The organism is Streptomyces sp. NPDC048111 (assembly GCF_043202815.1).
Classification (GTDB): domain Bacteria; phylum Actinomycetota; class Actinomycetes; order Streptomycetales; family Streptomycetaceae; genus Streptomyces.
Map to the genome: position 1 here is coordinate 84,919 of NZ_JBIDBD010000008.1, position 18,342 is coordinate 103,260.

At 72.4% G+C, this 18,342-nt stretch carries 18 protein-coding genes; 8 read left to right on the forward strand and 10 right to left on the reverse strand.

Annotation, left to right across the window (positions count from 1 at the left end):
- Nucleotides 1–49: 49 nt before the first annotated feature.
- The 4 genes from ACGF3I_RS16380 to ACGF3I_RS16395 form a co-directional block, all read right to left on the reverse strand.
- On the reverse strand, nucleotides 50–859 hold the full coding sequence (locus tag ACGF3I_RS16380; protein ID WP_393132429.1) for a polysaccharide deacetylase family protein: 810 nt from the start codon (nucleotides 857–859) through the stop codon (nucleotides 50–52).
- A complete protein-coding gene (locus tag ACGF3I_RS16385; protein WP_393132431.1) occupies nucleotides 856–2,016 on the reverse strand; it encodes a glycosyltransferase in 1,161 nt (386 codons plus the stop codon). The genes ACGF3I_RS16380 and ACGF3I_RS16385 overlap by 4 nt, the downstream gene beginning before the upstream one ends.
- Nucleotides 2,013–2,831: a glycosyltransferase family 2 protein gene (locus ACGF3I_RS16390; protein ID WP_393132433.1), complete on the reverse strand. Its 819-nt coding sequence runs from the start codon at nucleotides 2,829–2,831 to the stop codon at nucleotides 2,013–2,015. The genes ACGF3I_RS16385 and ACGF3I_RS16390 overlap by 4 nt, the downstream gene beginning before the upstream one ends.
- Nucleotides 2,832–3,203: 372 nt before the next feature.
- The gene (locus tag ACGF3I_RS16395) at nucleotides 3,204–3,620 is read right to left on the reverse strand and encodes a hypothetical protein (protein ID WP_393132435.1); all 417 of its coding nucleotides are present in this window, start codon (nucleotides 3,618–3,620) and stop codon (nucleotides 3,204–3,206) included.
- A gap of 270 nt (nucleotides 3,621–3,890) precedes the next feature.
- Between ACGF3I_RS16395 and ACGF3I_RS16400 the strand changes: the two genes are divergently transcribed.
- On the forward strand, nucleotides 3,891–4,700 hold the full coding sequence (locus tag ACGF3I_RS16400; RefSeq protein WP_393132437.1) for an SGNH/GDSL hydrolase family protein: 810 nt from the start codon (nucleotides 3,891–3,893) through the stop codon (nucleotides 4,698–4,700).
- A 319-nt stretch (nucleotides 4,701–5,019) separates the two neighbouring features.
- On the forward strand, nucleotides 5,020–5,283 hold the full coding sequence (locus tag ACGF3I_RS16405; RefSeq protein ID WP_393132439.1) for a hypothetical protein: 264 nt from the start codon (nucleotides 5,020–5,022) through the stop codon (nucleotides 5,281–5,283).
- 28 nt (nucleotides 5,284–5,311) lie between these two features.
- Here the strand turns inward: ACGF3I_RS16405 and ACGF3I_RS16410 are convergent, their stop codons facing one another.
- The 3 genes from ACGF3I_RS16410 to ACGF3I_RS16420 all read right to left on the reverse strand — a co-directional run bounded on the left by ACGF3I_RS16410 (nucleotide 5,312) and on the right by ACGF3I_RS16420 (nucleotide 7,372).
- On the reverse strand, nucleotides 5,312–5,479 hold the full coding sequence (locus ACGF3I_RS16410) for a hypothetical protein (protein WP_393132441.1): 168 nt from the start codon (nucleotides 5,477–5,479) through the stop codon (nucleotides 5,312–5,314).
- A gap of 142 nt (nucleotides 5,480–5,621) precedes the next feature.
- On the reverse strand, nucleotides 5,622–6,404 hold the full coding sequence (locus ACGF3I_RS16415) for an ABC transporter permease (protein WP_393132443.1): 783 nt from the start codon (nucleotides 6,402–6,404) through the stop codon (nucleotides 5,622–5,624).
- Complete coding sequence (locus tag ACGF3I_RS16420) at nucleotides 6,401–7,372, reverse strand: ATP-binding cassette domain-containing protein (protein ID WP_393132445.1); 972 nt, start codon at nucleotides 7,370–7,372, stop codon at nucleotides 6,401–6,403. Before ACGF3I_RS16420 ends, ACGF3I_RS16415 begins: the two co-directional genes overlap by 4 nt.
- 64 nt (nucleotides 7,373–7,436) lie before the next feature.
- On the opposite strand from ACGF3I_RS16420, the gene ACGF3I_RS16425 reads away from it, so the two are divergent.
- Together ACGF3I_RS16425 and ACGF3I_RS16430 are read left to right on the forward strand one after the other, a co-directional pair.
- Nucleotides 7,437–8,144 carry a TetR/AcrR family transcriptional regulator gene (locus ACGF3I_RS16425; protein ID WP_393132447.1) on the forward strand — a complete coding sequence of 236 codons (708 nt, stop codon included), beginning with the start codon at nucleotides 7,437–7,439 and terminating at the stop codon, nucleotides 8,142–8,144.
- Nucleotides 8,145–8,270: 126 nt separating this feature from the next.
- Complete coding sequence (locus ACGF3I_RS16430) at nucleotides 8,271–8,804, forward strand: GNAT family N-acetyltransferase (RefSeq protein ID WP_393132449.1); 534 nt, start codon at nucleotides 8,271–8,273, stop codon at nucleotides 8,802–8,804.
- A 22-nt stretch (nucleotides 8,805–8,826) separates the two neighbouring features.
- On the opposite strand, the gene ACGF3I_RS16435 is transcribed toward ACGF3I_RS16430, so the two are convergent.
- From ACGF3I_RS16435 to hmgA, 3 genes are all read right to left on the reverse strand, one after another.
- Nucleotides 8,827–10,071, reverse strand: a complete 1,245-nt coding sequence (locus ACGF3I_RS16435; RefSeq protein ID WP_393132451.1) for a type ISP restriction/modification enzyme — start codon at nucleotides 10,069–10,071, stop codon at nucleotides 8,827–8,829.
- 90 nt (nucleotides 10,072–10,161) lie between these two features.
- Entirely contained in the window at nucleotides 10,162–10,914 is a 753-nt protein-coding gene (locus tag ACGF3I_RS16440) for a GntR family transcriptional regulator (protein ID WP_393132453.1), read from the reverse strand.
- A gap of 23 nt (nucleotides 10,915–10,937) precedes the next feature.
- Complete coding sequence (gene hmgA, locus ACGF3I_RS16445) at nucleotides 10,938–12,263, reverse strand: homogentisate 1,2-dioxygenase (protein WP_393132455.1); 1,326 nt, start codon at nucleotides 12,261–12,263, stop codon at nucleotides 10,938–10,940.
- A 102-nt stretch (nucleotides 12,264–12,365) separates the two neighbouring features.
- Here hmgA and ACGF3I_RS16450 point away from each other — a divergent pair, with 102 nt between their 5' ends.
- From ACGF3I_RS16450 to ACGF3I_RS16465, 4 genes are all read left to right on the forward strand, one after another.
- Nucleotides 12,366–12,986: a TetR family transcriptional regulator gene (locus ACGF3I_RS16450; RefSeq protein ID WP_393132457.1), complete on the forward strand. Its 621-nt coding sequence runs from the start codon at nucleotides 12,366–12,368 to the stop codon at nucleotides 12,984–12,986.
- Between the two features lie 78 nt (nucleotides 12,987–13,064).
- Nucleotides 13,065–15,290 (forward strand): molybdopterin oxidoreductase family protein, encoded by a 2,226-nt coding sequence (locus tag ACGF3I_RS16455; protein ID WP_393132459.1) that lies wholly within the window; start codon nucleotides 13,065–13,067, stop codon nucleotides 15,288–15,290.
- Between the two features lie 122 nt (nucleotides 15,291–15,412).
- Complete coding sequence (locus ACGF3I_RS16460) at nucleotides 15,413–16,825, forward strand: CitMHS family transporter (protein ID WP_393132461.1); 1,413 nt, start codon at nucleotides 15,413–15,415, stop codon at nucleotides 16,823–16,825.
- Between the two features lie 88 nt (nucleotides 16,826–16,913).
- Complete coding sequence (locus ACGF3I_RS16465) at nucleotides 16,914–18,308, forward strand: aldehyde dehydrogenase family protein (protein WP_393132463.1); 1,395 nt, start codon at nucleotides 16,914–16,916, stop codon at nucleotides 18,306–18,308.
- Nucleotides 18,309–18,342: the final 34 nt, after the last annotated feature.

The window sequence follows — 18,342 nt, forward strand, 5'->3', positions numbered from 1 at the left end:
CCCCCTGACGAGAAGGGGGCCGTCGGCCCGGCCGGCGGCCGGGCCGCTCTCAGTCGCCGGTCAGGGCGCGGTTCGCCCGCCGGGCCGCGCGGAGCACCGCATAGCCCTTGGTCAGGACGCGGTCGGCGGCGAAGGCGCGCCGGATCTCGCGCCCGCCGCCCGCGACGAGCCGCTCGAAGGCGTCCAGGTCCGTGCCGCGCCGGACCGTCACCCGCTCCAGGGCGTAGGGGCCCTGACGCCGCTCGGCGAGCCCGTTGCCCACGGCGAGCGCCTGGGCGAAGCCCGCCGAGCGCACCGTGCGCCGCACCCGGCGGCTGGAGTAGCCGTAGGGGTAGGCGAACGAGAGGGGGCGGGCGCCGAGCTCGTCGGCGATGATCTCCCGACAGCGCAGGGTCTCGAACCAGAGCCGCTCGTCGCCGAGTTGGTCGAGCTGCTGATGGCTGTGGCTGTGGCCGCCGATCTCGGTCCCGGCCGCCGCGAGCGCGCGCACCTGGTCCCAGTCCAGCATCGTGTCCAGGGCGCCGCCCCCGTCGTGCGCGCCGCGCAGCCAGCCCGTCGACACGAAGAGCGTGGAGACGAAGCCGTACGTGGCGAGCACCGGCAGGGCGTGCCGGTGCACCCCCTCGTAACCGTCGTCGAAGGTGATCAGGACGGGGCGGCGGGGCAGCGCGCCCGCGGTGCGCCAGGCGTGCGCCAGCTGGGCGGTGGTGATGGGCGTGCACCCCAGCTCGCTCAGCAGCTCCATCTGGTCGGCGAACGCGTCCGGCGAGACGGACAGCGCGAACGCCGCCTTCGCGGGGCTGTGCGCCACCGAGTGGTACATCAGGACGGGTACGGGTCCCGTGCGGGCCGCTGTCATGCCGCCTCGCCCTCCTCGGCCCGCTCGGGGTGTCCGGCCTTCCCGGCCGGCTCGGCGGACGCGGACTCACCGGCCGGCTCCGGGCCCGCGGGCGCTCCCGCAGGTTCCGGGGACGCGGGCGTCCCGGCAGGCTCCGAGGGTGCGGGCCCCGCGTCCGGGCGCGGGGTGCGGACGCGCTCGATGGGTGCCACCGTGAAGCCGCCCCCGCTCCGCGCCGCCCGCGCCGCGCCCACCAGGTAGCCGCCGGCCGCGAGCGCCACCCCCGCCACGATCGCACCCGCCCGGCCGGCGCCGCCGGCCCGGCCGAGCACCGCGTCCCGTACCCCGCGCGCCACCCCGGCCGGAAGCACCCGGGTGGTGTAGCGCCGCTCGGACTCAAGTCCCTTGTCCGCGCCGACACTTCGGGCCACCAGAGCCTTGGAGAGCCCTTCGGCGTACGCCCGGGTGCGGAAGTAGCCGAAGCGCTCCCGGGCGGCCGGCACCCGGTGGTGGATGACCGCACGGTCGTCGATGAGCAGCACGGACCCGGGCAGCGCGCGGCTGAGCCGGATGCACAGCTCCGTCTCCTCGCAGCCCAGCGGCCGTTTGTCGCCGTCGCGGCCGATGCCGGTGGCGAAGCCGCCCGCCGCGTCGAAGGCGCTCCTGCGGAAGGAGGCGTTGCCGCCGAGGACGTTGCGCACTTCGACGCGGCCCGGAGGCAGCCCCCGGTAGGTGCAGCCCACGATCCAGTCGAACTCCTCGGGAAACCATCCGGGCCTGCGTCCCGAGGACCAGACGGGCAGGGTGCGGCCCCCGACGGCCATCACGCGCGGGTCGTCGTAGCCCTGCGCGAAGTGCCGCAGCCAGTCCCGCTCGGCCACGGCGTCGTCGTCGAGGAACGCCACGAACTCGCCCCTGGCGACCGCGATGGCGGTGTTGCGGCCGGCCGAGAGGCCACGGGGGCCCGCGTTGGCGAGCACCCGCACCTCCCCGCTCGGGGCGTACCGTCCGAACTCCCGGCCGAGCCGCTCCCTGAGCCGCTCGTTGTGGTCGACCACGAGCAGCGTCTCCAGGGCGGGCAGCGACTGCGCGCGCACCGAGGAGACCGCCGCCAGGATGTCCTCCCAGCGGTCCTCGGTGTACACGCAGATCACCACGGAGAAGTGACGGTGCGTCAAGAAACCTCTCCCCGCCTGGCGTTGAGGAAGACGGCCTGCCGGCGCCGGTGTGCCCGGGGCACCGCCTTCTCCCGCAGGATCACCTTGAGCACCCGGATGCCGTCGCGCACCGCGCTGAGGTTGGAGACGCCGTGGATGCGGTTGTACTCGTAACTGGGGACCTCCTGGACGCGCAGGCCCGCCTTCACGATCCGGATGTTGATCAGCGTCTCTATCTCGAACCCGGAGCAGTCGAGCACGATCTTGTCCAGGCAGTGCTTCCAGAAGGCGTTGTAGCCGTAGCAGAGATCGGTGTAGCGCGCGCCGAACTTGCGGTTGACGATGCCGCACAGCACGGCGTTGCCGAGCCTGCGGATCGGGGTCATGTCGTCGGTGCCGCCGCCGTTGGCGAAGCGGGAGCCCTTGGCGAAGTCCGCGCCGCCGACCAGGGCCGAGACATAGCTGACGATCTCCTCGCCGTCCGCGGATCCGTCCGCGTCGACCATGACGATGATGTCCCCGGTGCAGGCCGCGAAGCCGCTGATCAGTGCGTCGCCCTTGCCCTTGCCGACCTGCTTGACGACCTTGACGTCGGGCCGCAGTTCGCGGGCGACCCGCACCGTGTCGTCGGTGGAATTCCCGTCGACCAGGACGACTTCGTGGATCCAGTCCGGAAGTGTCTTGAAGACGTAGGGAAGATTCTCGGCCTCATTCATCGCCGGGATGACGACGCTCACCGGCGGTGCAATGGCGAGGTTTTCCGAAACCGGCCGATAAGCGGCGGATATTCGGTCGTGAGCACCGGACGCCGTGTGGCCGGCCGTCGAATCCGCCATTGATTGATCTTGGCCCGGAACGGCCGGGCGCACGGAAGGAGTCATGAGGTATTGCGGTCCCTCTCGTCCGGTGGACCGCCCGCCCCCGGGTGGTCCTGATTGGGTGTCCGGTTACGAAAGGGGGGTTCTCACCCGGTCATGACGGCATGGCGCACCGCACCCCGTCGGGTGAGCTGGCTTGCTGGCCGCGCGGTCCGTGGTCCGGTCGGCGCAAGGCGAAAACCGGGCACGGTACCCCCCTACCGCGCCCCGCGGCGGTATCCATCGCGACGCGTAGGCCCTCCCCAGGACGCCGTGCGTGATGGACCGTTGCGGGTGGATGTAAGACGGTATTGATGTGGGCGACTGTAGGGCAAGACCCCGTCCGGGACCTTACGTTTCCGTGATGTCCACCGGATTTCCACGGCCGGCCCCCGGGCGAATCACCCCCGTTCCGAGCAGGAAGAGGAGAAAGCTGATCGCGCCCACCGCGGTGACGCCGTTGCGGGCCGACCAGAGGTGAAGAGCCGCCATGCTTTCGGCGGTCGCCAGGTCGATGAGGACTGCTCCTGACAGCGACGCCACGATGCGCGTGAGCGGTTCCAGCCGGCGCAGGGAGAATGCGGCCGCCTCCGCGGGCGCGGCCACCAAGGAGAAGAGCGCGAGCGGCGCGCGCAGCGGAGAGTCCAGGCCGGCGAACGCCAGGGCGCCGCCCGCGGCGGAGGCGGCGAGCACCGCTCCGGCGAGAACGGGCAGCGCGTCGTCGGCGATGGGCGTGCGCGCCGCCGATCTGTCCCTGATGGTCTGCATTGGCGACGGTTCCCCCCGATGCGCCGGATGCGAGGCTTCAATGTGGCGCAGTCCGGACAGGTCCGTCAAGACGCCAACGCGCCGACGGTGAACGGCACTTGGCGCGCCGTCGGCGGAGTGTGGCGCTCCGGTGAAGGATTACTCGCGAGTTGCTGATGGATCCTCAGATAGGCGGAGATGTCCGCCGGTTGTTCTTGGCATGGACACTTCCCGCGGCCCGTGGGGGCTGGTACCACTGCCGTGGCGGAAAACCCGCTACAAGGAGGTTCCATGAAACTGTCCCGAATCGCGGCTTATGCATGGGCGCTCGTACTGGCCGTCCCGCTGTCCCTCACCGGGGCCGGCGTGGCCGCCGCGGCAACCCAGGCGGCCGGATCCCACTACGTGGCCCTCGGCGACTCGTACTCCTCCGGTGTCGGCTCCGGGAGCTACGACAGTTCGAGCGGCAGCTGCAAGCGCTCCACGAAGGCCTACCCGGCCCTGTGGGCGGCGGCCCATTCACCCGTCTCGTTCAACTTCACCGCGTGCTCCGGCGCTCGTACGGGTGATGTCACGTCGAGCCAGCTCGGCCCGCTCAGCTCCACGACCGACCTCGTCTCGATCACCATCGGAGGCAACGACGCCGGCTTCTCGGACGTCATGACCACCTGCGTCCTGTACTCGGAGTCCACCTGCGTCAACAAGGTTGCCGCCGCGCGGAGTTACGTCGATTCGACGCTGCCCGGACTGCTCGACTCGGTGTACTCGGCGATCAGATCCAAGGCGCCCAACGCGCACGTCGTGGTCATCGGCTACCCGCACTTCTACAAGATCGGCGGCAGCTGCATCGCCGGTCTGAGCGAGACGTCACGCTCGGCGATCAACGGCGCCGCCGACGAGCTCAACTCGGTGACCGCCAAGCGCGCCGCCGACCACGGCTTCAGCTTCGCCGATGTCGTGGGGGGCTTCACCAACCACGAGATCTGCTCCTCCAGCCCGTGGCTGAACAGCGTGGTGTGGACCAACATCGGCGAGTCCTACCACCCGACCGCCGCCGGCCAGTCGGGCGCCTACCTGCCCGCCTTCACGCGCGCGGCCTGAAACCGCCCGGCCGAGGGGGAGGCTCCGTCCGCCGGGGCCTCCTTCTCGCTCGTCACCGTTGGGCCAGGTGCCGACCGGTGCCGACCGGTGCCGCCCAGTGAACGGCATGGCCCGGCGCGTAGGAACACGGCTCGCGACTGTGCGTGACGAGCCATCAGCAAGGTGTCCAACTCGCCCTGGAATCAGGTGTATTCGGGGCATCACCGTCAACCCGCCGCCCCGGAAAGGTGAATCCTGCCACCGGATTCACGCGTGTGACGCCGGGGCGATAGGGTTAACCTGCCCGGGGCCGGGTGCCCTCGTACGGGTGGGGAGTGACATGGAACAGATAACAGTGCGCGGCAGGGCACGAGTGCCTGCCATCACCTGCGGGAGCAGCGCGACCAGTTCGCGGCTCGACCGCCACCTCTCGGTGCTCGGCGGCCCTGCCGTCCCGCAGCGCGAGGCGGCCGAGGCGACGTTGCTGATGCGTGAGCTGACCTCGCGTGACCTTGCGCACACCCGCAGGAGCAGGAGCGCTCGCGTCTCGCTCTTCGCACCGCTGCGGCGGCTGCGCCGCTCGCTCTTCGGCAGCCGCGGCTGAACCCACCCCCGAGACCCGGCGCACGCGTTCAGGCGATCACGCCGTCCCGGCGCACCTCTGCCACCTGCTCGTCCGTCATTCCCAGGGCACGCAGCGTCGCGCAGGTGTGCTCGCCGAGCGCGGGCACCGCACCCTTGCACGCCTCCTGACTGCCGCCCAGATCGATGGGCGGCAGTAGCGCCCGCAGTGGCCCCACCGGTGACTCCACCTCCCGCCGGCGCCCGCGCGCCACGAGCTGCGGATGCGCGGCCCGATCCGCGACCGTGTGAGCCAGGCACGGGCGATGCCATAGCCGTACCTGTCGCGGACCGGCCGCCCTTGTCACCTCGCGGCGCCGTTCAGCGCCCGTTGTGCGCGTAGCGCCGCACCGCGAGCGGTACGAAGAGCGCGAGGAGCGCGCCGCACCAGAGGAGCGAGCCGGCCACCGGATGGGCCACCGGCCAGGCCGCGCCGGCGGCGGGCGAGCCCTGGCCGCACAGCTCGCGCACGGCCGAGGCCACGGCGCTGATCGGGTTCCACTCGGCGAGGGTGCGCAGCCAGGAGGGGAGCCGGTCGGTGGGGATGTAGGCGTTGGAGAGCAGCGGCAGCATGAACGTGGCCGAGCCCAGCTGTCCCGCGGCCTCCTCGCTGCGGGTGAGCAGGCCCAGGTAGGAGCCGATCCAGGTGGTCGTCAGGCGCAGCAGCATCACGAGGGCGAAGGCGCCGAGCGCGGCGAGCGGCCCCGCGTCGATCCGCCAGCCGACCGCGAGCCCCACGAGCATCAGCGGCACCATGCCGAGCGCGGTGGTGAGCAGATCGGCGGCGCTCTGGCCGACCGGTACGGCGGCCCGGCTCATCGGCAGGGTGCGCAGCCGGTCCATCACCCCGCGGTGGGAGTCCTGGGCGGCCTGGAACATCCCGGTCATCAGGCCGTTGGCCGCCGTCGCCACCAGCAGGCCCGGCACCAGATAGGCCCGGTACTCCCGGCCCGGCACGGCGAGCGCGCTGCCGAAGACGTAGCCGAAGAACAGCAGCATCGAGACGGGCATGCTCTGGGTGAGGATCAGCACGCCCGGCGCGTGCTTGAGGCGCTGGAGCTGGCGGCCCAGCATGGCGGTGCTGTCGAGGGCGAGCGAGGTCATGTCACGAGCTCCTTGCGGGAGTTGGCGGGGTCGGGGGCGTCGGTGAGGCGCAGGAACACCTCGTCGAGGGTGGGCGGGCGCAGGCTCACGTCGAGGATGGCGACCCCGGCCCCGTCCAGGGCGCGCACGATGCGGGGCAGGGTGAGCGTCGGGTCCATCGACAGGGCGCTCACCGTGCGGGTCGCGGCGTCGAGCCGGGGCTCGGCGCCGGTGAGCTGGTCGAGCACGGCGGCGGCCTGGTGCAGCGCGTCGCCGCTCGCGACGGCGACCTCGGCGCGGGCGCCGATCCGGGCCTTGAGGTCGGCGGGGGTGCCGGTCACGGCGGCACGGCCCCGGTCGATCAGCACGATGTGGTCGGCGAGCCGGTCGGCCTCCTCCAGGTACTGGGTGGTGAGCAGCACCGTGGTGCCCCGCGCGGTCAGCGCGCGGACCGCGGCCCAGATCTCACCCCGGCTCGCCGGGTCCAGACCGGTGGTCGGCTCGTCGAGGAACAGCACCCGGGGGTGGGTCACCAGGCTCGCCGCGAGGTCGAGGCGGCGCCGCATGCCACCGGAGTAGGTGCCCGCCGCCCGGTCGGCCGCCTCCGCGAGCCCGAAGCGTTCCAGCAGGTCGCCGGCGCGCTCGCGGGCCGCCGCGCCGCGCATTCCGTGCAGCCGGGCGAACAGGCGCAGGTTCTGCCGCCCGGTCAGCTCCACGTCCACGGAGGTGGACTGGCCGGTCACGCCGATCGCGCGGCGCACCGCGTCCTGCTCGCGCACCACGTCGTGCCCGGCGACCCGGGCCGAGCCCGCGTCCGGCGCGAGCAGCGTCGTCAGCAGGCGTACGGCCGTCGTCTTGCCCGCGCCGTTGGGCCCGAGCACCCCGCAGACCGTTCCCTCCGGCACCGCGAGGTCGAGCCCGCGCAGTGCCCGCACAGCGCCGAAGCGCTTCTCCAGACCTTCACTAAGTACAGCGTACGTAGTTGCCATGCGGCCCACCATAGCGCACTACGTACGACGTACGTAACTACGATGGAGGCCGAGGTGATGATCCATGGCAGGGCGACCTGCTGAACCAGAAGTGATCTGGGCGCGCCCCGAGCGCGCCGGACGCGGCCCACGGCCCGCTTTCAGTCGTGCCGACATCGCGGCCGCCGCCGTGCGGATCGCGGACGCGGACGGCATCGACGCGGTGACGATGCGCCGCGTCGCCGCCGAGCTGAACTGCGGAACGATGTCGCTGTACAACTACGTGCCGCGCAAGGAGGACCTGTACGAGCTGATGGTGGACGCGGTCAGCGCCGAGTACGAGTTCGGCGGTCCGAGCGGGGACTGGCGCGCCGACATGCTGGGGCTCGCCCACCAGACCCGGGCGCTGATGCACCGCCACCCCTGGATGCCGCGCCTGATGTCCCCGGTGTACGGCTTCAGCCCCAACGCCCTGCGCTATCTGGAGCACTGCATGACGTGCCTGGATCCGCTGGAGACGCCGTACGGCACCAAGATGGAGCTGATCGCCTCCGTCAACGGCGTCGTCACCACCTACGTCGCCAACGAGATCGCGACCGCCGAGCGGACCCGCTCGCTGCCCTGGTCCCCGGAGCAGGAGCAGGGCGTGCGGATCGCCTACCTCTTCAGCCAGGTCGCCACCGGCCGCTATCCCCGGCTGGCCGCGGCCTTCGCCGAGGACTCCGGCCCCATCGACCTGGACGCGGTCTTCGACCGTGCCCTGGCCAGGACGCTCGACGGGTTCGCCCCGTAGGGCATGTCCTTCGGATCCTGCCGGGGTCGCGGGGGCCGGCAAGATCCGAAAGGCGGGGCCCGGGCGCGCGGCCCGGGCGCGGGGGCCGATTTCCGGCTCGGCGCCCGGGCCGGGCAGGATGGCCCCATGACCGAGATCCGCACCCCCCGCCTGCTGCTGCGCCGCTGGACCGACGACGACCTCGCCCCCATGGCGGACATCAACGCCGATCCGGAGGTCATGCGCTGGATCGGCGACGGCTCGGTGCGCGACCTGGAGCGGACCGCCGCCGACATCGAGCGCTGGGAGGAGGAGTGGGACGACGAGGGCTTCGGGCTCTTCGCCGTCGAGCTCCTCGGCTCCGGCGAGCTGATCGGCTTCACCGGTCTGTCCGTGCCGTACTTCCTGCCCGAGGCCGAGCACGAGGTGGAGATCGGCTGGCGGCTCGGCCGGCCGTTCTGGGGCCAGGGCTACGCCTCCGAAGCCGCCCACGCCTCGCTGGAGTTCGCGCTCCAGGACCGGGGTCTCGAACGGGTCATCAGCATCTCGCGGGTGGGCAACGACGCCTCCGAGAACGTGATGCGCAAGCTCGGCATGAAGCTGGAGCGCGAGACGGTCCACCCCGCGTTCGGGCACGCGCTCAACATCCACGCCATCGATCTGACGGAGTATCAGGCCTGAGGCCGAGGCGGCCGGTTCCTCGTCAGATCAGGGCGAACTGGCCGCCGGGCCCCTCCTCGTGGTGGTCCAGCACGGACGCGGGGCGCCGCGCCGCGTCCGGCACGGGCAGCACCCCGGCGGCGCGCAGCTGCTCGCGGGTCAGCGGCCGGCCGAGAGAATCCGCCAACTCGGCCTGGCGCGGGCGCAGTTCACCCAGCAGGGCCAGCACCGTGATCAGTTCGAGCAGATCGGACGTGCGCTCCTGGGGCCAGTCGCGCGGGCCGAGCGCGGCCAGCGTGCCCGCCCCGGCGGCCCCGGTGCGCCGCTGGAACCACAGGTCGAGCACGCGCACCCCGCCCACCCGGAACTCCCAGGCCTCGGCCGGCACCGGAGAGATCCGGCCCTCCTCGCCCACCCGCAGGGTCTCCTCGCCGGCGTCGTAGTGCAGCTCGCCCGGCCCCGCGCCGATCGGTGCCCGCACGTAGGGCCGCCGCCCGCCCGGCAGCCGGTGCTTCTCGCCGCCGTGCGCGCCGCGCGTCATCAGGGCGCACATCCGGTGCCCCAGCGCGACGCCGTCGGCCCAGAGCCGGGGATCGTCCGGTAGCGGCACCACGCACCCCGCCGCGCTCGGGCGGGCGCTCGCCACGGCCCAGGCCAGCACATCGGCGGGCGCAACCGCGCACCCGTACGTCCCCGAGAGGAACGGGAGCAGACCCGGGGCGAGGTTCGGTTCGAGGGCGCCGGGGCGGCGGAACAGGGGACGGATGCGGCCCGGGCGCCCGGCGGGGGAGCGGCCGTCGGGCAGCAGCGCCGAGACGGTCAGCGCGGGCCCCGCCTGGGCCGGACCCTCGCCCTTCGTACGGGCTCGGGGTGCGGCGGCCGGCATGTCGCCCGGCTCGACCGCGAAGAGCTGGTGCCCGTCGGCCACCCGCCACAGCTCCGGCCGGGCGGCGTCGAGCAGGCGCTGGTCCGGTATCAGCCACTGCTCGTCGAAGGGCCCGCACTGGACGCGCACGGGTGGCGGGCACGCCCCCCGCTCCTGCGCGAGGGGGCCGGTGCGCGCGGCCCTGCCGGGCAGCGCGGCGGCGGGCGAGCGCAGTGTGCGGGCCCGGCTCGGCTCGAACAGCCGCTCCCGCTCGGCCCCTTCGGCGCGGATCAGCGCGTCCCAGCGCGTGCGCAGCGTCCGCTCGTCCGGCGCCACCACCCAGTCGCGGCCCAGCCGCAGCGCGGCCACCGACCAGGGCATCAGGTCGTCGAGGAGAGGCACGTCATCGCTCACAGCCAGCATGCTAGTGAGAACAGCCGGTGTCCTTCGACCGCCCGCCCCCGGCCCGCCCCCGGCCGTCACCGTGCCCCGGCCACCGGCCCGTCCGGAGCCTCAGCGCGCCTCGACGGTCACCGAGAACGAGAAGCGGTCGCCGCGGTAATGGATGCGGGCGACGTCCACGACACGGCCCGCGCCGTCGTACGTGATGCCGGTGTAGTGCAGGATCGGCGAGAGCAGCGGCACCTGGAGGAGCTCGGCGGTGACCGGGTCGGCGAGCCGGGCCTCCACGGTGTCCGTGATGCGGGCGATGTCCACGCCGACCGCGTCCCGCAGCACCTTCGTCATCGGCCAGCGCGTGAGGTCGGCGAGGTCGATCGCGGCGGCCACCTCCGGACGCACCGCGTTGTGGGCCCAGTTGGTGGGCTCGCCGCTCTTCTCGTCGCAGCGCAGCCGGCGGTAGGTGACGACCTCGGCGCAGCCGGGGAAGTGCTCGACCAGATCACCGGGCACCCGCTCCGGTCCGTGGTCCAGGATCGTGGTGCGCTCGCCCGACTGCTGGGCCACGATCGCGTCGATCGAGCCGAGCAGCCGGACGGGCGAGGCCCGGCGGGCGGCCGGCTCGATGAACGTGCCGCGCCGCCGGTGCCTGCTGATCAGGCCCTCCTCCTCCAGCTCCTTGAGCGCCTGGCGCATCGTCAGCACGCTGACCCCGTAGTGCGTCGCGAGCTGCTCCTCGGTGGGCAGGCGCAGCGAGGCGTCGGGGGAGCGGCCCAGTATCGAGGCGCGCAGCGACTGGGAGACCTGGTACCAGAGCGGCAGCTTCCGGTTCAGGACCAGGGAGTCGGGTGCGAAGGAGGAGGTCACAGGGATTCCGTATCAGGTGGTGCTCAGGAGCGGAAGTGGCGCTGGAGACCCTGCCACACCTCGTCGTAGCCCCGCTGGAGGTGTCCGGCCGTCGCCGCCTGCTCGGTGGCGGTCACCGGCCAGCGCGTCTCGAACATGAAGGCCAGGCCGTCGTCGATCTTCTGCGGCTTCAGCTCGGCGGCGCTCGCCCGGTCGAAGGTCTCGCGGTCGGGGCCGTGCGCCGACATCATGTTGTGCAGCGAACCGCCGCCGGGTACGAAGCCCTCCGCCTTCGCGTCGTAGGCGCCCTCGATCAGGCCCATGTACTCGCTCATCACGTTGCGGTGGAAGTACGGCGGGCGGAACGTGTCCTCGCCGACCAGCCAGCGCGGCGCGAACACCACGAAGTCGACGCCGGCCAGGCCCGGGGTGTCGGACGGCGAGGTGAGCACGGTGAAGATCGACGGGTCGGGGTGGTCGTAGCTGATGGTGCCGATCACATTGAAGGTGCGCAGGTCATAGACGTACGGGGTGTGGCTGCCGTGCCAGGCGACCACGTCGAGCGGGGAGTGGTCGTAGGTCGCGGTCCAGAGGTTGCCGCAGAACTTGTTGACGACCTCGACCGGGCCCTCCACGTCCTCGTGTGCGGCGAGCGGGGCCCGGAAGTCCCGCGCGTTGGCGAGGCCGTTGGCGCCGATCGGGCCGAGCTCGGGCAGCTCGAAGGGGCGGCCGTAGTTCTCGCAGACGTAGCCGCGGGCGCTCGCGTCCAGGAGCTCGACGCGGAAGCGGACCCCGCGGGGGATCAGGGCCACCTCGCCGGGGCGGGCCGCGAGCAGCCCGAGTTCGGTGCGCAGCAGCAGCCCGCCGTGCTCGGGGACGATCAGGAGCTCGCCGTCCGCGTCGCTGAACACCCGTGATTCCATCGGGGCGTTGGCGTGGTAGAGGTGCACGGCCATGCCGGTGCGCTGCGCCGCGTCGCCGTTGCCGCCGAGCGTCCACAGGCCGGCCAGCCAGTCGGTGCCCGCCGGGGGCTCGGGCAGCGGGTTCCAGCGCAGCCGGTTGGGGTCGGGGACGGTCTCGGTGAAGGGCGCCGTGCGCACATGGCCGTTGTCGGTGCGGGTGAACGGCGGGTGGGCGGCCGATGGCCGGATCCGGTACAGCCAGGAGCGGCGGTTGCCCGCGCGCGGCTCGGTGAAGGCCGAGCCGCTCAGCTGCTCCGCGTACAGGCCGAGCGGAGCGCGCTGCGGCGCGTTGCGGCCGTGCGGAAGAGCGCCGGGAACCGCCTCCGAGCTGTGCTCATTGCCGAATCCATGGGAGTAACCGAGGCCCTCCGCGATCTTCCTGGCCTGCTCGCCGCTGGGTGTCGTCATCGTGCGCTCTCCTGCTCCCGTGCCGGAATCCTATGCTCAACCGTAGGATTACGATGCGGTCGCGTCAACGGGAAAACCGGCCGGGCGGGAGATGATGGGCGGGTGTCTCCTGCTCCTGATCTCCACGCCAACCTCCGCCGGGCACCCGTGCAGCAGCGCAGTGCCGAGCGGCTCTCCCGGATACTCGACGCCTGTGCCGAACTCCTCGACGAGACCGGCTACGAGGACCTGTCCACGCGGGCCGTCGCCCAGCGGGCGGGCGTGCCCATCGGCTCGGTCTACCGCTTCTTCGGCAACAAGCGCGCCATGGCCGAGGCGCTCGCCGCGCGCAACCTCGACCGGTACGCCGGCATGATCAACGCCCGGCTCGAAACGATCGAGGCGGCCGACTGGCGCGCCGCCGTGGACGCGGTCCTGGACGAGTACCTCGTCCTCAAGCAGACCGTCCCCGGCTTCAACCTGGTCGACTTCGGCGGCCCCCAGCCGGTGCCCGACCCGGACACCGACTCCAACCACCTGCTGGCCGACCGGCTCGCCCAGCTGCTGCCCGCCCAGTTCGGCCGCACCCTGGACGCCGAGCTGCACCGGGTCATCCTGGTCGCCGTCGAGGCGGCGGACGCCACCTTGCGCCTGGCTTTCCGCACCGACCCGCAGGGCGACCCCGGCATCGTCGCGGAGACCCGTCAGCTGCTGCACGCCTACCTCGCCCGCACCCTGGACTGACCCGGGCGAGGGCCTCCCGTACATGCCTACCGGTCGGTATGCTCCAGGGGCCCGCGCGCCGTCGCCCTGGGAGGACGTATGTCCCGCACCGCCCTGCGTATCTGCCCGCTCTGCGAAGCCACCTGCGGGCTGAGCCTGACGCTCGACGGGAGCCGGGTCACCGGCGCCCGCGGGGATGCGGACGACGTGTTCAGCAAGGGGTTCATCTGCCCCAAGGGCGCCTCCTTCGGGGAGATCGACGGCGACCCCGACCGGCTCACCGCCCCGCTCGTGCGGCGCGGGGGCGAACTGGTGGAGGCCACCTGGGACGAGGCGTTCGACCTGGTGGCCGCGAGGCTGCGCCCCATCGTGGAGCAGCACGGGCCGAACGCGGTCGGCGTGGTCCTCGGCAACCCCAACGTCCACACCATGGCCGGCGCGCTCTATCCGCCCGCGCTGCTCGGCGCGCTGCGCACCCGCAACCTCTTCACCGCCAGCACCCTCGACCAGATGCCCAAGCACGTCTCCAGCGGGCTGCTGTTCGGCGACCCCTTCGCCATCCCGGTGCCCGACCTCGACCGCACCGGCCATCTGCTGCTGCTCGGCGCCAACCCGCTGGAGTCCAACGGCAGTCTGTGCACCGCCCCCGACTTCCCCGGCAGGCTGCGGGCGCTGCGCAGGCGCGGCGGCACCCTCACCGTGGTCGACCCGCGCCGCACCCGCACCGCCGCACTCGCCGACCGGTACGTGGCGATCCGGCCCGGCACCGACGCCCTGCTGCTCGCCGCGCTCGCCCAGGTCCTCTTCGCGGAGCGGCTCACCGCACCCGGCCCCCTTGCGGAAAAGCTCGACGGCCTGGACCAAGTGGCCGCTGCGATACGGGAGTTCACGCCCGAGAAGGTCGGTCCGCTGTGCGACGTGGCGCCCGACGACATCCGGGCCATGGCCCGCGAGCTCGCCGCCGCCCCCACCGCCGCCGTCTACGGCCGGATCGGCAGCTGCACCGTCGAGCACGGCACCCTGGCCAGCTGGCTCGTCGACGTCCTCAACACCGTGACCGGCAACCTCGACCGGCCGGGCGGCGCGCTCTTCCCGCTGTCCGCCACCGACCGGGCACCCCGCCCGCCGGGCCCCGGCAAGGGCTTCGCGCTCGGGCGCTGGCACAGCCGGGTCGGCGCGCACCCCGAGGTGAAGTCCGAACTGCCGCTCGCCGCCCTCGCCGAGGAGATCGAGACCCCGGGCGATGGCCGCATCCGGGCGCTGATCACCTCGGCCGCCAACCCCGTCCTGTCCGCCCCCGACGGGGACCGGCTCGACCGGGCGCTGGCCGGGCTCGACTTCATGGTCAGCGTCGACCCGTACCTCAACGAGACCGCGCTGCACGCCGACGTCGTGCTCCCCCCGCCGCCGCCCGCGCAGAGCGCCCACTTCGACTTCGCCTTCAACGGCTTCGCCGTCCGCAACCAGGTGCGCTACACCCGGCCCGCCGTGCCGCTCGCCGAGGGGCGCATGGACGAGTGCGAGATCCACGCCCGCCTGGTACTCGCCGTGAGCGGGCTGCACGGCGCCGACCCGGACGCCGTGGACGCGATGGTCATCGAGCGCACCCTGGCCAAGGCGGTCACCGATCCGCACGCTCCCGTGCACGGCCAGGACCCCGAGGTCCTCGCCGCCCGGCTCACCGGGCAGAACGGCCCGGAGCGCCGGCTGGACCTCATGCTCAGGCTCGGCCCCTACGGCGACGGCTTCGGCGCCGATCCGGACGGCCTCACCCTGGACCGCGTGCTCGCCCACCCCCACGGCATCGACCTCGGTCCGCTGCGACCGCGCCTGGAGCAGGTGCTCAGGACCCGCAGCGGGCGGATCGAGCTGTTCCCCGCCCCCATCGCCGCCGACCTGCCGCGGCTGCGCGCCGCCCTGGCCGAACGGCCCGCCTCCCTCGTCCTGGTCGGCCGTCGCCATCTGCGCTCCAACAACAGCTGGCTGCACAACATCCCCGCCCTGAACGGCGGTTCCAACCGCTGCACCCTCCAGATCCACCCCGAGGACGCGGCCAGGCTCGGGCTCGCGGACGGCGCGGGGGTGCGGATCACGGCGGACGGGGGCACGGTCGAGGCACCCGTGGAGATCACCGACAGCGTGCGCGAGGGCGTGGTCAGTCTGCCGCACGGCTGGGGCCACACCCGTCCCGGCAGCCGTCTTGCGGTGGCCGCCGCGAGCCCCGGCGTCAACGTCAATCAGCTCCTGGACGGCTCCCGGCTCGACCCGCTCTCGGGCACCGCGGTGCTCAACGGTTTCCCCGTCGCGCTCGCACCACTGCCGTGACCTGGACTTTTGCTCGTATTGCTCGCGTGTCAACGTCTTGTTAAGGAGGAAAACGGCGACCTAACGTCATCCGCACCGCCAGCGGCTGGTGGGAGTTCAAGGGTGAACGTGAGGTGTCCCGCATGCTGACCATCCTCGGCTTCGGCATGATCGCGACCTTTCTGGTCCTGATCATGCTGAAGAAGATGTCGCCCATCGCGGCGCTGGTCCTGATTCCCGCCCTCTTCTGCGTCTTCGTCGGCAAGGGGGCCCATCTCGGCGACTACGTCATCAAGGGCGTCGGCTCGCTCGCGCCGACGGCCGCGATGCTGATGTTCGCGATCATCTACTTCGGCGTGATGATCGACGTGGGCCTCTTCGACCCCGTCGTCCGCGGCATCCTGCGTTTTTGCCGGGCCGACCCGATGCGGGTGGTCGTCGGCACCGCCGTGCTCGCCGCGATCGTCTCGCTCGACGGCGACGGCTCCACCACCTTCATGATCACGGTGTCGGCGATGTACCCGCTGTACAAGCGGCTGGGCATGAGCCTCGTCGTGATGACGGGCGTGGCCGCCATGGCCAACGGCGTGATGAACACGCTCCCCTGGGGCGGCCCCACCGCGCGCGCCGCGACCGCCCTGAAGGTGGACGCCTCCGACATCTTCGTCCCGATGATCCCCGCGCTCGCCGTCGGCCTGGTCGCCGTGTTCGTCCTCGCCTACGTACTCGGCCTGCGCGAGCGCAAGCGGGTGGGGCACCTCTGCCTGGAGGAGGTCCTGGAGCCGCGGGCCGAGACGGTGCTCGTGGCCGCCGGCGGCGCCGGGGACCCGGACGGGGCCGACGGAGCGGCCCGCACCGCGACGGGCGGCGACACCGATCTGCCCCGCGGCACCGACCTGCCCGGCGGGGACGGTTTCCAGGGGCTCGACGCCGCGCGCGCGACCCTGCGGCCCCGGCTGTACTGGTTCAACGCGCTGCTCACCGTCGCCCTGCTCACTTCCATGATCATGGAGTGGCTGCCGATCCCGGTGCTCTTCCTGATCGGCGCCGCCCTCGCGCTCACCGTGAACTTCCCGCACATCCCGGACCAGAAGGCCCGCATCGCGGCCCACGCCGACAATGTCGTCAACGTCTCCGGCATGGTCTTCGCCGCGGCGGTCTTCACCGGCGTCCTCAACGGCACCGGCATGGTCAAGCACATGGCGGACTGGCTGGTCGGCGTGGTGCCGGACAGCATGGGCTCGCAGATGGGCCTGGTGACGGGTCTGCTCAGCCTGCCGCTCACCTACTTCATGTCGAACGACGGCTTCTACTTCGGCGTCGTGCCGGTGCTCGCCGAGGCGGGCGCCGCCCACGGGGTCTCCCCGCTGGAGATCGCCCGCGCCTCCCTCGCCGGGCAGGCCCTCCACATGTCGAGCCCGCTGGTTCCGGCCGTGTACGTCCTGGTCGGCATGGCCAAGGTGGAGTTCGGCGACCACACCCGGTTCACCGTGAAGTGGGCGGCCCTGACCTGTCTGGTGGTGCTCGCGTCGGGCATCCTGTTCGGCATCATCTGAGCCAGGCCCGCCGGGCACCCCTGGCGCCGAAAAACTAACGGCGCTAGTTTGAGCGCGGACGACGCCTGCTCCGCCCGGGAGGAATGTGATGAAGGCCCACGACGGCATGTACATCGACGGTGAATGGCGGGCCGCCGCGGGCCGCGAGACCATCGCGGTCCACAACCCCGCCGACGAACAGGTGCTGGGTCACGTCCCGGCAGGCACGGCCGAGGACGTCGACACGGCGGTGCGCGCCGCCCGGGCCGCCCTTCCCGGCTGGGCCGCGACCTCGCCCGCCGAGCGCGCCGCCCGGCTCGCCGCGCTGCGCGACCGTCTGATCGCCCGCAAGGACGAGATCGCCGAGACCATCAGCGCCGAGCTGGGCGCCCCGCTCCCCTTCGCGCAGGCCGTGCAGACGGGCCTGCCGATCGCCATCGCCGGCTCGTACGCGGAGCTGGCCGGCACGTACGCCTTCGAGGAGCGGATCGGCAACTCCACGGTCTACCAGGAGCCGGTCGGCGTCGTCGGCGCGATCACGCCCTGGAACTATCCGCTGCACCAGATCGTCAACAAGGTGGCGCCCGCCCTCGCCGCGGGCTGCACGGTCGTCCTCAAGCCCGCCGAGGACACGCCCCTGACCGCGCAGCTCTTCGCCGAGGCGGTGCACGAAAGCGGTCTGCCCGCCGGGGTGTTCAACCTGGTCACCGGCCTCGGCCCGGTCGCCGGCCAGGCGCTCGCCGAGCACGACGGGGTCGACCTCGTCTCGTTCACCGGCTCCACGGCGGTCGGCCGGCAGATCGGCGCCACGGCCGGAGCCGCCGTCAAGCGCGTCGCCCTGGAACTCGGCGGCAAGTCCGCCAATGTGATCCTGCCGTCCGCCGACCTCGCCAAGGCGGTCAACGTCAATGTCGCCAACGTCATGAGCAACTCCGGCCAGACGTGCAGCGCCTGGACGCGGATGCTGGTCCACACCGACCGCTACGACGAGGCCGTGGAGCTGGCCTCGGCCGCCGCCGCCAAGTACACGGTGGGCGACCGCGTCGGCCCGCTCGTCAACGCCAAGCAGCTCGCGCGGGTGCGCGGCTACATCGAGAAGGGCGTCGAAGAGGGCGCCCGCATCGTCGCGGGCGGTCCCGAAGCACCCCTGGAGCAGGGCCACTACGTGAAGCCCACCGTGTTCGCGGACGTGACGCCCGAGATGACCATCGCGCAGGAGGAGATCTTCGGCCCGGTCGTCTCCATCATCCGGTACGAGGACGAGGACGACGCCCTGCGCATCGCCAACGGCACCGTGTACGGCCTGGCCGGCGGGGTCTGGGCGGGCGACGACGCCGAGGCGGTCGCGTTCGCGCGCCGGATGGACACCGGCCAGGTCGACATCAACGGCGGACGCTTCAACCCCCTTGCTCCGTTCGGCGGTTACAAGCAGTCGGGGGTGGGCCGCGAACTGGGCGTCCATGGTCTGACCGAGTACCTCCAGACCAAGTCGCTCCAGTTCTGAGACCCCTTTTCCGTCCCCCCTTGCGTCCGCCGCC

Coding starts and splice junctions, on each gene's coding strand:
- ACGF3I_RS16420 (WP_393132445.1), bottom strand. CDS start 7,372: ATGGCAACTACGTACGCTGTACTTAGTGAAGGTCTGGAGAAGCGCTTC.
- ACGF3I_RS16425 (WP_393132447.1), top strand. CDS start 7,437: ATGGCAGGGCGACCTGCTGAACCAGAAGTGATCTGGGCGCGCCCCGAG.
- ACGF3I_RS16430 (WP_393132449.1), top strand. CDS start 8,271: ATGACCGAGATCCGCACCCCCCGCCTGCTGCTGCGCCGCTGGACCGAC.
- ACGF3I_RS16465 (WP_393132463.1), top strand. CDS start 16,914: ATGAAGGCCCACGACGGCATGTACATCGACGGTGAATGGCGGGCCGCC.
- ACGF3I_RS16400 (WP_393132437.1), top strand. CDS start 3,891: ATGAAACTGTCCCGAATCGCGGCTTATGCATGGGCGCTCGTACTGGCC.
- ACGF3I_RS16395 (WP_393132435.1), bottom strand. CDS start 3,620: ATGCAGACCATCAGGGACAGATCGGCGGCGCGCACGCCCATCGCCGAC.
- ACGF3I_RS16460 (WP_393132461.1), top strand. CDS start 15,413: ATGCTGACCATCCTCGGCTTCGGCATGATCGCGACCTTTCTGGTCCTG.
- ACGF3I_RS16455 (WP_393132459.1), top strand. CDS start 13,065: ATGTCCCGCACCGCCCTGCGTATCTGCCCGCTCTGCGAAGCCACCTGC.
- ACGF3I_RS16405 (WP_393132439.1), top strand. CDS start 5,020: ATGGAACAGATAACAGTGCGCGGCAGGGCACGAGTGCCTGCCATCACC.
- hmgA (WP_393132455.1), bottom strand. CDS start 12,263: ATGACGACACCCAGCGGCGAGCAGGCCAGGAAGATCGCGGAGGGCCTC.
- ACGF3I_RS16435 (WP_393132451.1), bottom strand. CDS start 10,071: ATGCTGGCTGTGAGCGATGACGTGCCTCTCCTCGACGACCTGATGCCC.
- ACGF3I_RS16380 (WP_393132429.1), bottom strand. CDS start 859: ATGACAGCGGCCCGCACGGGACCCGTACCCGTCCTGATGTACCACTCG.
- ACGF3I_RS16390 (WP_393132433.1), bottom strand. CDS start 2,831: ATGGCGGATTCGACGGCCGGCCACACGGCGTCCGGTGCTCACGACCGA.
- ACGF3I_RS16415 (WP_393132443.1), bottom strand. CDS start 6,404: ATGACCTCGCTCGCCCTCGACAGCACCGCCATGCTGGGCCGCCAGCTC.